At 72.9% G+C, this 12,479-nt stretch carries 8 protein-coding genes; 4 read left to right on the forward strand and 4 right to left on the reverse strand.

Translation table 11 applies throughout. The annotated features are described in order from the left end of the window. Window positions 1–107: 107 nt before the first annotated feature. The 4 genes from ppdK to QA634_RS13750 all read right to left on the reverse strand — a co-directional run bounded on the left by ppdK (window position 108) and on the right by QA634_RS13750 (window position 7,937). A complete protein-coding gene (gene ppdK, locus QA634_RS13735; RefSeq protein ID WP_012332555.1) occupies window positions 108–2,783 on the reverse strand; it encodes a pyruvate, phosphate dikinase in 2,676 nt (891 codons plus the stop codon). A 150-nt stretch (window positions 2,784–2,933) separates the two neighbouring features. Next, window positions 2,934–3,593 (reverse strand): L,D-transpeptidase, encoded by a 660-nt coding sequence (locus QA634_RS13740; RefSeq protein WP_012332556.1) that lies wholly within the window; start codon window positions 3,591–3,593, stop codon window positions 2,934–2,936. A gap of 271 nt (window positions 3,594–3,864) precedes the next feature. After that, complete coding sequence (locus QA634_RS13745; protein ID WP_012332557.1) at window positions 3,865–6,246, reverse strand: putative bifunctional diguanylate cyclase/phosphodiesterase; 2,382 nt, start codon at window positions 6,244–6,246, stop codon at window positions 3,865–3,867. 143 nt (window positions 6,247–6,389) lie between these two features. After that, a complete protein-coding gene (locus QA634_RS13750; RefSeq protein WP_012332558.1) occupies window positions 6,390–7,937 on the reverse strand; it encodes an acetolactate synthase large subunit in 1,548 nt (515 codons plus the stop codon). A 240-nt stretch (window positions 7,938–8,177) separates the two neighbouring features. Between QA634_RS13750 and QA634_RS13755 the strand changes: the two genes are divergently transcribed. The 4 genes from QA634_RS13755 to QA634_RS13770 all read left to right on the forward strand — a co-directional run bounded on the left by QA634_RS13755 (window position 8,178) and on the right by QA634_RS13770 (window position 12,451). After that, complete coding sequence (locus QA634_RS13755) at window positions 8,178–9,236, forward strand: zinc-binding metallopeptidase family protein (protein WP_012332559.1); 1,059 nt, start codon at window positions 8,178–8,180, stop codon at window positions 9,234–9,236. Between the two features lie 127 nt (window positions 9,237–9,363). After that, window positions 9,364–10,356 (forward strand): fumarylacetoacetate hydrolase family protein, encoded by a 993-nt coding sequence (locus QA634_RS13760; RefSeq protein WP_012332560.1) that lies wholly within the window; start codon window positions 9,364–9,366, stop codon window positions 10,354–10,356. A gap of 76 nt (window positions 10,357–10,432) precedes the next feature. Further along, the gene (locus QA634_RS13765) at window positions 10,433–10,876 is read left to right on the forward strand and encodes a VOC family protein (protein ID WP_012332561.1); all 444 of its coding nucleotides are present in this window, start codon (window positions 10,433–10,435) and stop codon (window positions 10,874–10,876) included. Between the two features lie 276 nt (window positions 10,877–11,152). Continuing rightward, window positions 11,153–12,451, forward strand: a complete 1,299-nt coding sequence (locus QA634_RS13770; protein WP_012332562.1) for a pilus assembly protein TadG-related protein — start codon at window positions 11,153–11,155, stop codon at window positions 12,449–12,451. Window positions 12,452–12,479: the final 28 nt, after the last annotated feature.

A 12,479-nucleotide genomic window follows, 5' to 3' on the forward strand; every position in this document is an offset into this window, starting at 1 on the left:
CGTCATCCGCTGTCCGGACGATCACGTCCGGACAGCGGATGAGAAGCCCGCGCGGCGCGTGAGCCAGGCCGACATCCGCCTGGCGACGCAAGCCGTCGGATTCCGGATCAGGCCTCTCCGCGCGGCCTGATCGAGAGCGCCGCCTGGGCGGCGGCGAGCCGGGCGATCGGCACCCGGTAGGGCGAGCAGGACACGTAGTCGAGGCCGACCTCCTGGCAGAAGGCGATCGAGGCGGGGTCACCCCCGTGCTCGCCGCAGATGCCGAGCTTGATGCCCGGGCGCACCGCCCGGCCGCGCTCGACCCCGAGCCGCACCAGTTCGCCCACGCCCTCCTGGTCGATCGACACGAAGGGGTCGGAGGAGAGGATGCCGCTCTTCGTGTAGGGCCCCAGGAAGGTGCCGGCGTCGTCCCGGCTGATGCCGAGCGTCGTCTGGGTCAGGTCGTTGGTACCGAAGGAGAAGAACTCCGCCGTCTGCGCGATGTCGCCGGCCCGCAGGGCCGCCCGCGGCAACTCGATCATCGTGCCGACCTGGTACTCGACCGACGCGCCGGTCTCCTGCGCCACGGCCTTGCCCATGGCGTCGATGCGCGCCTTGACGAGGTCGAACTCGGCCTTGGTGAACACCAGGGGCACCATCACCTCGGGGATGACGGGCTTTCCGGTCCGCGTGGCGGCCTCGACGGCGGCCTCGAAGATCGCGCGGGCCTGCATCTCGGCGATCTCCGGGAACAGGATCGCCAGCCGGCAGCCGCGGAAGCCGAGCATCGGGTTGGTCTCGTGCAGCTCGGTCATCCGGCGGCGCAGCTTGTCGGCCGGCAGGCCCGTCTCGGCGGCGAAGGCCGCGACCTCCTCCTCCTTGGGCAGGAACTCGTGCAGCGGCGGGTCGAGCAGCCGGATCGTCACCGGCAGGCCCGACATGATGGTGAAGAGCTCGACGAAATCCGCCCGCTGGTAGGGGAGGAGCTTGGCGAGCGCCGCGCGCCGCCCCTCGGCGTCGTCCGAGAGGATCATCTCGCGCACGGCCGTGATGCGGCCCTCGTCGAAGAACATGTGCTCGGTGCGCGACAGGCCGATGCCCTCGGCGCCGAAGGTCCGCGCCGCCCGCGCATCCGCCGGGGTCTCGGCATTGGCGCGCACCTTCATGGTGCGGACCTCGTCGGCCCAGCCCATCAGGGTGGCGAAGTCGCCCGAGAGTTCGGGCTCCAGCATCGGCATCTCGCCCTGGATCACCTGCCCGTTGGAGCCGTCGATCGTGACGAGGTCGCCGGCCTTCAGAGTCACGCCGCCGACCGAGAGGGTGCGGGCGTTGTAGTCGACGCGGATCGCGCCCGCGCCGGAGACGCAGGGCTTGCCCATCCCGCGCGCCACCACGGCCGCGTGCGAGGTCATGCCGCCGCGGGTGGTCAGGATGCCCTCCGCCGCGTGCATCCCGTGGATGTCCTCGGGCGAGGTCTCGACCCGCACCAGGATGACCTTGCGCTCGGCCTTCCTGGCCGCCTCGGCCTCCTCCGAGTTGAACACGATCTCGCCGCAGGCCGCCCCCGGCGAGGCCGGCAGGCCGGTCGCGATCACGCGGCGCTCGGCCTTCGGGTCGATGGTCGGGTGCAGGAGCTGGTCGAGCGAGGCCGGCTCGACCCGCCCGATCGCCTCCTGGCGGGTGATGAGCCCCTCGCCGGCGAGTTCGACGGCGATGCGCAGGGCCGCCTTGGCGGTGCGCTTGCCGTTGCGGGTCTGCAGCATCCAGAGCTTCCCGTTCTCGACGGTGAACTCCATGTCCTGCATGTCGCGGTAATGCTTCTCCAGCAGCCCGTAGATGCGCACGAGCTCCGCGTAGGCCTCCGGCATCGCCCGCTCCATCGAGGGCTTGTCGGAGCCGGACTCGATCCGGGCCGCCTCGGTGATGTCCTGCGGGGTGCGGATGCCCGCCACCACGTCCTCGCCCTGGGCGTTGATCAGGAACTCGCCGTAGAGCGCGCGCTCGCCCGTCGAGGGGTTGCGCGTGAACGCGACGCCGGTCGCGGACGTGTCGCCCATGTTGCCGAACACCATGGCCTGCACGTTGACCGCGGTGCCCCAGCTCTCCGGGATGGCGTGCAATTCGCGGTACTTGTTGGCTCGCGGGTTCCGCCACGAGCCGAACACCGCCCCGATCGCGCCCCAGAGCTGGGCCTGCGGGTCCTGCGGGAAGTCCTGCCCGAGCTCGCGCTTCACGATGCTCTTGTACTCGCCGATCAGGTGCTTCCAGTCCTGGGCGGAGAGGTCGGTGTCGAGGTCGAGCCCCTTCGTCTCCTTGTAGTGCTCGAGCGCCTCCTCGAAGGTGTGGTGCTCCACCCCGAGCACCACGTTCGCGTACATGGTGATGAAGCGCCGGTAGCTGTCGTAGGCGAAGCGCGGGTCGCCCGCGCCGCGGGCCAGCGCCTCGACGGTGACGTCGTTGAGGCCGAGATTGAGCACCGTGTCCATCATGCCCGGCATGGAGGCCCGGGCGCCGGAGCGGACCGAGACCAGCAGCGGCGTCTCGGAATCGCCGAAGCGGCGGCCGGTGAGCCCTCCCACCGCCTCCAGGGCGGCGTCGACCTGATCCTTGAGCTCGGGCGGGTACTCCCGCCCGTGGTCGTAGAAGTAGGTGCAGACCTCGGTCGTGATCGTGAAGCCCGGGGGCACCGGCAGCCCGAGATTCGACATCTCGGCAAGGTTCGCGCCCTTCCCGCCGAGCAGGTTGCGCATCGACGACTGGCCCTCGGCCTTGCCGTCGCCGAAGGTGTAGACCCACTTCGCCATCGTGTTCGTCCGTTTGTCCGGGTTGCGACCCCACGCGTCGCCGGGGTTGGACCATCCCAAGGCACAACGCAAGCTGAACGGCGCGCCACGCGCCTGACGCGCGGGCGGTGGGGGCCCTGCTCCGCGACGCGCCGGGGCCGGCGCGGGACCTCAGACCCGGTACCGGCCGTGCCGCTTAACCAGGACGGTCGTCCCGACCGGCACGCGGCCGTAGAGGTCGACGATGTCCTCGTTGAGCATGCGCACGCAGCCCGAGGACATCTGCTCGCCGATGCTCCAGGGCTCGTTGGTGCCGTGGATGCGGAAGAGGATGTCGCGCCCGCCCTGGTAGAGGTAGAGGGCGCGTGCCCCGAGCGGGTTGTCGAGCCCGCCCTTGCGCGAGCGGGGCAGGTCCGGGTTGAGGCCGACCATGGTGCGGGTCGGCCCCCAATCGGGCCAGACGCCCTTGCGGCCGATCGTGGCGGTGCCCTTCCAGGAGAAGCCGAGCTTGCCCACGCCGACGCCGTAGCGGATGGCCTCGCCCCCGTCCTGCACGAGGTAGAGCAGGCGCTCGTCGATATCGACCACGATCGTGCCGGGCTTCTCCGGGCCCGCATAGGCCACGACCTGGCGCCGGTACTTCGGGTCGATCCGGCCGCGGTCGACCAGCGGCACGTCGAAGGGCTGGTCGGGCATCGTGCCGATGTACCAGGCCGCATCCTCGTCGGTCGCCGCGACACCGGTCACCGCCACCTGGGCCGGCCCGCGGGCTTGGCAGGCGGCGAGCGACAGGCTCGCCAGGAGGAGGGGGATCAGGCGGCGCGGCGTCATGGCGGGGAGCGATCCTCGGCGGGCGGTCGGATGCTCCTGCCTAGCCGCTCGCGCGGGCCGCGTGTGTGTCCCGGGAGCCGCAGCGCGCCGCCGAGCGCCCGTCCGGCGGCGACCCCGGCGCGGAACCCGGATCCGAGCCGAACGGCCGCGGCGCTTGAGCGAGGCCGACATCCGCATGGCGACGCAATCCGTCGGATCGCGGATCACGAGCCCGCGCGGCGCTTGAGCGAAGCCGACATCCGCATGGCGAAGCAATCCGTCGGATGTCGGATCAGGCCGCGAGGAGCGGGCGCAGGGCCGCGGCCGGGACCGGGCGGCCGAGAAGGTAGCCCTGCACCACGTCGCAGCCGAAGGCGCGCAGCTGCTCCAGCTGCCGGGGCGTCTCGACGCCCTCGCCCACCGTGACGATGCCGAGGCTGCGGCCGAGATCCGTGACGGCCCGGACGATGGCGGCACTCTGCGGGTCCTCGCCGAGGCGGCCGACGAAGGAGCGGTCGATCTTGATCTGGTCGAACGGGAAGGCGCGCAGGTAGCTGAGGCTGGCGTAGCCTGTCCCGAAATCGTCGATGGCGATCCGCACGCCGAGCGCGCGCAACTCGCTCAGGATCGCGACGTTCGCCGCGTCCTCGGAGAGCAGGACCGTCTCGGTGATCTCCAGGTCGAGGCGCCGGGGGTCGAGCCCGGTCTCGGCGAGGATCGCCGTCACCGAGAGGGCGAGGCCCGGGCTGCGGAACTGCGCGGGCGACAGGTTCACCGCGACGCGCAGCGGGACGCTCCAGCCGGCCGCCTCCCGGCAGGCCGCGCGCAGCACGAAGGCCCCGAGCTCGCCGATCAGGCCGAGATCCTCGGCGAGGGGCACGAATTCGCCCGGGGGGACGAAGCCGCGCGCCGGGTGGCGCCAGCGCAGCAGCGCCTCGCAGCCGAGGATGCGCAGCGTGCGGCAATCGTGGAGCGGCTGGTAGTGCACCTCGAGCGCGCCGGCCTCCAGGGCGGCGCGCAGGTCGGCTTCCAGGATGCGGCGGGCCTGGATCGCCTCGTCCATCGCCGGCTCGAACGCGACGGCGGTGCCGCGCCCGGCCGCCTTGGCGGCGTAGAGCGCCATGTCGGCCCGGCGCAGCAGCACGTCCGGATCCGTGCCGTCGGCGGGCAGGAGCGCGACGCCGACGCTCGCGCCCACCTGGACGGCCTGGCCCGCGACCAGGAAGGGCTGCTGCGCGAGCGCCGCGATGACGCGCCGCGCCGTCGCCATCACCGCCTCCGGCCCGTCCGCGGGCGCGAGCAGGGCGAATTCGTCGCCCCCGAGCCGCGCCACGCTGCCGTCCTGCGCGCAGGAGGCGAGGCGCTGGGCGGCCTGGCGCAGCAGCTCGTCGCCGGCCGGATGGCCCAGCGTGTCGTTGACGAGCTTGAAGCGGTCGAGGTCGAGGCAGAGCAGCCCGGCGCTCCGCCCGTCCCGGGCCTGCGCCTCGAGGGCCGCCACGATCCGCTGCCGGAACAGCACCCGGTTGGGCAGGTCGGTCAGCGCGTCGTGATGCGCCATGTGGGTGATCCGCGCCTCGGCCCGGCGCCGCTCGGTCACGTCCACCAGGGCGGTGAGCGTCGCCGACCGGCCCTCGAAGGGGATGCGGCGCGAATAGGCCGCGACCTCGATCACGCTGCCGTCGCGGCGGCGGTGGCGCGCGGGCGCCTCGCCGCTGCCGGCGCCGCCCGCGACCGCGAGGTCGCGCAGGCTCATGCGCAGGAAGTCCGGCGACGCGTAGCCGTAATGGCCGATCGCGGCGTCGTTCACGGCCAGGAAGCGGCCGGCCTCGTCCGTCACCCACATCGGCAGCGGGTTGGTCTCGAACAGCAGGCGGGCGGATTCCTCCCGCGCCTTGACGTCGCCGATGTCGGTCAGCGTGAGGCCCAGGTGATCCCCGAGGGAGGCGGCCTCGATCTTGAGGTGGAGCACGGCCCCGTCCGCGCGCCGATAGGCCGCCTCGAAGCTCAGGCGCCCGGACGCGCCGGCGATGGGGCGCAGGCGCGCCGTGGTGGCCTCGGCGACGGGGCCCGGCAGGATCGCGGACAGGCGCTGCCACATCAGCGCCGCCGGCCCGCCGATCATCTCGGCCGCGGCCTCGTTCAGCGCCACGACCTGGAAGTCGACGACGCCGCCGGCCTCGTCCCGCACGGCGCTGAGCGCCAGGATGCCCTGGCCGGTGGCGCGCAGGATCGCCTTGAGGAGGTTGGTGCGGCTCGTCTCGCCGAGCAGGCAGAGCAGGACGTAGCGGCCCCCCGTCCGGTCGCGCAGCGGCAGGCCGAGGATCTCGGTGGAGAGCACCATCCCGCCGCTGACCTGGTTGCAGCGCGCCCGCACGGGCTGCCCGCCCGCGAGCGCGTCCCGCAGGATCGCCCCGAGGGAGTGGCCGAGGCCCTCCCCCAGCGCCGCGACCGCGACCCCCTGCGGCGGGCGCCCGAGCCAGGCCTCGAAGGCCTCGCCGCTCCACAGCACGTGCGCCGGATCCTCGCCGGGCAGGGCCACGAGGGCGGCGCGCGGCGCCGCCCGCCGGAGATTGCCGAGAACCACATCCTCGTAGAAGGGCAGGCCGCGCGCGGCGGCCTGCGCGGAAGACCAGCCGCGAAGCAGCGCGTCGGTTGCCGTCGGATCGGTCGCCATGGTCACCGTAATTCCACGCAGAACCGAACCATGTCTCGCGCGGCCGGCGTTACGCTCTGCTGAAATTTTGCCGGCTTTACCCAGAGAATCTGCAGTGCCGGCGCGATTTTGCGCGTCCGGCGTGTTTTGTGCGCCCCTCTCAATCAAAGGGCCACTTCGATCAGGAAGGGTCCGCGCCGCGCGAGGGCGCGCGTCAGGACGTCGACGAGGCGCGGCAGGGTCTCGACCCGGCAGCCCTCGACGCCGTAGCCGCGCGCGAGGCTCGGCCAATCGATCGGCGGATCGTCGAGGGTGAGCATGTCGAGGGCCTTGCGGCCCGGATTGGCCCCCACATGCGCGAGTTCCGCCCGCAGGATGGCGTAGGAGCGGTTCGACCAGATCAGGGTGACGACGTCGAGCCCCTCGCGGGCCTGGGTCCAGAGCGATTGCGCCGTGTAGAGCGCGCTGCCGTCCGCCTGCAGGGCGATGACCTTGCGGTCCGGGCAGGCCACGGCGGCGCCCGTCGCCATCGGGATCCCGAGCCCGATCGCGCCGCCGCTGAGCTGCAGCCAGGTATGGGGCGCGGCGCCCTGCGTGACGGGGAAGAAGTTGCGGCCGGTGGTGATCGACTCGTCGCAGATGATCGCTCCCTCCGGGATCAGGGCACCGAGCACCTGCCCGACGCTGTCCTGGTCGAGGCGCTCGCCGCCCGGCAGGACCGGGCGGGCGGGGGCCGGGAGGTCCGCCGCGGCCGGCGCGCCGACCGCCTCGGCGAGGCGCTCCAGCGCGTCGATCTGGTCCTGCTCGGGGGCGGCCAGGGCGAAGACGTCGCAGGTCGGCGCCGCCAGCGCGGAAGGCTTGCCTGGATAGGCGAAAAAGGCGACCGGCAGCGTCGCCCCGACCAGCATGATGTGCCGGAAGGGGGCGAGCACCGCCCGGGCGGGATCGACCGGGTAGGGCAGCCGCTCGATCGGCACGCTGCCGGCGCCGCGGTCGATCCGGGCGTTCGACGTCATGGCGAGGAGCTGCGCCCCGGTCCGGGCCGCGATCCGGGCCGCGATCCGCCGTCCCTCCCCGCGCACCGCCCGGTCGCCGAGATGCAGCAGCACCGGCTCGCCGCTGGCGAGCGCCGCGGCCGCGTGGGTGATCGCCTCGTCCGGCACCCGCGCCCGCGCCGGGATGGCCGGCACGGGCGCCACCCCGCCTCCCTCCTCCCAGGCGGTGTCGGCGGGCAGGATCAGCGTCGCGACCCCGCCGGGCGGCGTCAGGGCGGCGGCGACCGCCGCCGCGCCGTCCCGCGCCACCTCCCGGGCGCTCAGCCCCGTGCGGAGCCAGGCCGAGACGGGCCGCGCCAGCCCCTCGATGTCGGAGGTCAGGGGCGCGTCGAAGGCGCGGTGGTAGGTCGCGTGCTCGCCCACGATGTTGACCATCGGCGAGCGTGCCCGCCGGGCATTGTGGAGATTCGCGATGCCGTTGCCGAGGCCGGGGCCGAGGTGGAGGAGCGTCGAGGCGGGCCGGTCGGTCATCCGGGCGTAGCCGTCCGCCGCGCCGGTCGCCCCGCCCTCGAACAGGCACAGCACCGCGCGCATCCCCTCGACCCGGTCCAGGGCCGCCACGAAGTGCATCTCGGACGTGCCCGGATTGGTAAAGCAGACCTCGACGCCGCCCGCGACCAATGTGCGGACCAGGCTCTCGGCACCATTCATGGTCATCGGCGGGCGCTCCTCCGTCCCTGTGACGTCGCCGCCGATATAGCGCCGCCCGAGGGATCCCAAAGCCCGCCCGCCCGTTACGGGTGCAAGGCTCGGCCGTTCGGCCCGCGGCCGCTTCCCGGACGCGCCCGCGGTTCCCGCCGGAACCGGGGCGCGCCGGGCTTCCACCCTTACGGCACCGCCCTCGACGAACCGGCATCCGCGTCGTCGGGCGGTGCCCTGCATGGCGGCGAGGCTCCGATGCGACTGTTCCAGTGCCAGTTCTGCGGCAACATCCTGTACTACGAGAACCACACCTGCGAGCGCTGCGGGCACCGGCTCGCCTACCTGCCCGAGACCGGCACGCTCTCGGCCCTGGAGCCGGTGGGCGACGGGTCCTGGACGCCGCTCGCCGCCCCGGACCGGCCCGGCCTGTTCTGCACCAATGCCGAGCACGACGCCTGCAACTGGCTGGTGCCGCCCGGCACGCGCGACGCGTTCTGCCTCGCCTGCCGCCACAACGGCACCATCCCGGACATCTCCGATCCGGGCCGGCTCCTGGCGTGGCGGAAGATGGAATCGGCCAAGCACCGGCTGTTCTACACCCTGCTGCGCTGGAACCTGCCGCTCCACACCCGCGCGGAGGATCCCGAGCACGGGCTGATCTTCAACTTCCTGGCCGATCCGCCCGCGGACGGCCCGAAGGTGATGACCGGCCACGACAACGGCGTCATCACCATCGCGCTCGTCGAGGCGGACGACGCCGAGCGCGAGCGCCGCCGCGCCGCGATGGGCGAGCCCTACCGCACGCTGCTCGGCCATTTCCGCCACGAGGTCGGCCACCATTACTGGGACGTGCTGGTCCGCGACGCCGGCAAGCTCGACGCCTGCCGGGCCGTCTTCGGCGACGATTCCGAGAATTACGAGGAGGCGCTGAAGCGCCACTACGCGGAGGGCGTGCCGCCGAACTGGCAGGAGAACTTCGTCTCGGCCTACGCGACGACGCATCCCTGGGAGGACTTCGCCGAGACCTGGGCGCATTACCTTCACATCGTCGACACGCTGGAGATGGCGAGCGCCTTCGGCATGCAGGTCCAGCCGCTCCTCGACGCGACCGGGACGCTCGCCGCCCGGATCGGCTTCGACCCCTACAGGGCCGACAGCATCGAGCAGGTGGTCAGCACCTGGCTGCCGGTCACCTTCGCGCTCAACAGCGTCAACCGGGCGATGGGCCTCAACGACGTCTATCCCTTCGTGCTGGCGCCCCCGGTCATCGCCAAGCTGGGCTTCATCCACGACCTCGTCCATCGGCGGATCTGACCGGGGCGCCGCCGCCGAGGCCGCGCTGGCGCCGGCTCCCGGACCCGTCCATGATGGGCCGCATGCCCCCGGGGGATGCGCCGACGCCATCGGCGCCTCCCGGCCAGCGGGGCCGGGAGGACAGGACATGAAGCTCGCCAGCCTCGCGCACGGCCGGGACGGCCGCCTCGTCGTCGTGTCGCGGGACCTCACCCGCGCCACCGATGCGTTCATCGTGGTGCCGACCCTGCAGCAGGCCCTCGACGAGTGGGACCGCCACGGCCCGGCCCTGGAGGCCCTGGCCGAGCAGCTGGAGCACGGCTCCGTCCCCTCCTTCCGCTTCCACGAGCACGCCTGCGCGGCGCCGCTGCCGCGGGCCTTCGCGCGCCGCCACGCCGCCGCCTGGCCGGGGCACGTCCGGCTCCTGCGCCAAGCCGAGGGTGCCGAGGCCCCGTCCGATTCCGGCACGCCCCTGCGCCACGCGGCCTCGGACGGGTTCCTGGCCCCGCGCGCGACGCTCCCGGCCGATCCCGCCGCCTCCCTCGACGTCTCCGCGGGCCTCGCCGTGATCACCGGCGACGTGGCCCAGGGCACCGCGCCCGCGCAGGCCGCGGGCGCGGTCCGGCTCGTCACGCTCGTCACCGAGGTGATTCGCCGCGACCGCCTCAAACCGGACGGGCTCGACCTCGACGGCCCCCTGGCGGCGGGCTTCGCGGCGAGCCTCGGCCCGGTCGCGGTGACGCCCGACGAGCTCGGGCCGGACTGGCAGGACGGCATGGTCCAGCGCCCGCTCTGCGTCACCCGCAACGGCGCGCTCCTCGGCCGCCCCGAGGCCGGCTCCGATCTCGGGTCGGGTTTCGGCGAGCTGATCGCCGAGGCGGCGCGCCTGCGCCCGCTCGGGGCCGGCACCATCGTGAGCGCCGGGCCGGTCTCGAATCGCGGCATCGATGGCGGGCCGGGCCGCTCCGTCGCCGAGGGCGGGGCGGGCTTCGCCTCCCTGGCCGAGGCGCGCGCCGCCGAGATCGTCGCGTCCGGCTGGGCGCGCCTGCCCTACCTGGCGCCCGGCGACCGCCTGCGGGTCGAGGTGAAGGACCGCGGCGGCCACTCGGTGTTCGGGGCGATCGAGCACGAGGTCGCCTGAGGCCGGCGCTTCTCGCCGCAAGCGGGCGCCCTCCCTCTCCGGCGCCCGCCCCCTCCTCGACCGCGAGCACGTCCCGATGCCCGATCCCGAACCGCTTCCCGAACTCGCCGAGGTGCTGACCGAGGGCGTCCTGCGCCCGGCGATCCACCTCGACCACTGCGTCATCCACGTCTCGGACTGGGACCGCGCCACGGCCTTCTACAGCGACGTGCTCGGCGCCGAGCCGGTCCCGGTCGGCCGCGGCTTCGCCTACCGCTTCGGCGGCGTGCAGCTCAACGTGCACGGCCCGGGGCAGATCGGCGAGCCGCGCGCCCGCCTGCCGGTGATGCCGGGCGGCAGCGACCTGTGCTTCCGCTGGTCGGGGCCGATCGAGGAGGCCGTCGCCCACCTGGAGCGCCACGGCGTCGCGGTGGAGCTCGGGCCGGTGCCGCGCAACGGCGCGGCCGGCCCGGGGCTGAGCGTCTATTTCCGCGATCCGGACGGGTCGCTGATGGAATTCATCACCTATCCGACGCCGTGAGGCCCGTCCGCGCGGCCGCGTCATCCGCCATCCGCCGCGCGCCGCACGGTCCCGGGCGCCCGCGCGGCGCTGCCACCACCCAGCCGCCTTGATAAGTGCCGTCCCTCCGGCGAGAGACATCTTGTCCCCGGGTCGTCTGCATTCTGTGCCGATCTGCTGGTCAATGAGCCGCTGATTCGGCGAACGGCTTAAATTTTCCGAAAGCCGTGCCGAGTCAGGACTCGCCTATACGGCAGCGCCCCCGGGGCGCCGGCGTGCGGGCGCGTGGAGGCCGGGATGCGGTCCGAGGGCGGATGGGTTCGGCGCGGGGTGACCCGGTCGCGTCGCGTCTTCGCGGCGGACCGGAGCGGCAGCATCGGCATGATGTTCGTCGTCACCCTCGTCCCGGTGCTGCTGCTCGTCGGGGCGGCGGTCGACTTCACCTCCTACCAGAAGGCCCGGACGGAGCTCGACGCTGTCGCGGACCAGGCGGTCCTCGCCGCCGTGAGCGCGGCGGGGATGAAGATGAGCCAGGCGGATGCCGAGGCCGCCATGGCCAAGCTGTTCACGGACGCGGCCGCCGCGCTGCCGAACGTCTCGGCCAGCCCGCGCGCGGCGACGGCCCCGACGACGGACGGGGTGCGCACGGCGAGCCTCACCTACAGCGCCACGATCCGCACGGGAATCATGCGGCTCGCCGGGTTCTCGACGGTCGCCTTCGGGGGCACCGCGACGGCGGCCTCGCCGAATCCGATCTTCACGGATTTCTACCTGCTCCTCGACAATTCGCCGTCGATGGGCGTGGCGGCGACCACCGCCGACATCGCCACCATGGTCGCCAACACCTCCGACCAATGCGCCTTCGCCTGCCACGACATGTCGGCGGGCGGGAACGACTACTACGCCAAGGCCAAGAACCTCGGCGTGAAGATGCGCATCGACGTGGTGCGCGACGCCACCCAGCAGCTGATGGACACCGCGAGCGCCAAGGCGATCGCGGCGGGCCAGTACCGGATGGCGATCTACAGCTTCGGGACGAGCTGCTCCGGGATCGGGCTCAACCAGGTCTCCGCGCTGACCGCCAATCTCTCCACCTCGAAGACCGACGCGGGCGCGCTCGACCTGATGACGGTGCCCTACCAAAATTACAACAACGACCAGTGCACCGACTTCGACGGAATCTTCGCGCGGCTGAACAGCGCGGTGCCCAATCCCGGCAGCGGCGCCAGCGCGGCCTCCCCGCAGAAGGTGGTCTTCTTCGTCTCCGACGGGGTGGCCGACGCGAATTACCCGAGCACCTGCACCAAGCCGACCACCAACGGGCGCTGCCAGGAGCCGATCACGCTCGCCAATTGCCAGGCCCTGAAGGACCGCGGCATCCGGGTCGCGGTGCTCTACACCACCTACCTGCCGCTGCCGACGAACGGCTGGTACAATACCTGGATCGCCCCGTTCTCGAGCCAGATCGCCACCAACATGGCGGCCTGCGCGTCGCCGGACCTGTACTGGCCGGTGAGCCCCTCGGAGGGGATCGCGGACGCGATGAAGGGCCTGTTCAAGAAGGTGGTCGATTCGCAGCGGCGCATCACCAACTGACGCGGCCGGACGTGATCGTCCGGACAGC

Source organism: Methylobacterium sp. CB376 (assembly GCF_029714205.1).
GTDB lineage: Bacteria > Pseudomonadota > Alphaproteobacteria > Rhizobiales > Beijerinckiaceae > Methylobacterium.

Coding starts and splice junctions, on each gene's coding strand:
- QA634_RS13770 (WP_012332562.1), top strand. CDS start 11,153: ATGCGGTCCGAGGGCGGATGGGTTCGGCGCGGGGTGACCCGGTCGCGT.
- QA634_RS13750 (WP_012332558.1), bottom strand. CDS start 7,937: ATGACCATGAATGGTGCCGAGAGCCTGGTCCGCACATTGGTCGCGGGC.
- QA634_RS13745 (WP_012332557.1), bottom strand. CDS start 6,246: ATGGCGACCGATCCGACGGCAACCGACGCGCTGCTTCGCGGCTGGTCT.
- QA634_RS13755 (WP_012332559.1), top strand. CDS start 8,178: ATGCGACTGTTCCAGTGCCAGTTCTGCGGCAACATCCTGTACTACGAG.
- QA634_RS13740 (WP_012332556.1), bottom strand. CDS start 3,593: ATGACGCCGCGCCGCCTGATCCCCCTCCTCCTGGCGAGCCTGTCGCTC.
- QA634_RS13765 (WP_012332561.1), top strand. CDS start 10,433: ATGCCCGATCCCGAACCGCTTCCCGAACTCGCCGAGGTGCTGACCGAG.
- QA634_RS13760 (WP_012332560.1), top strand. CDS start 9,364: ATGAAGCTCGCCAGCCTCGCGCACGGCCGGGACGGCCGCCTCGTCGTC.
- ppdK (WP_012332555.1), bottom strand. CDS start 2,783: ATGGCGAAGTGGGTCTACACCTTCGGCGACGGCAAGGCCGAGGGCCAG.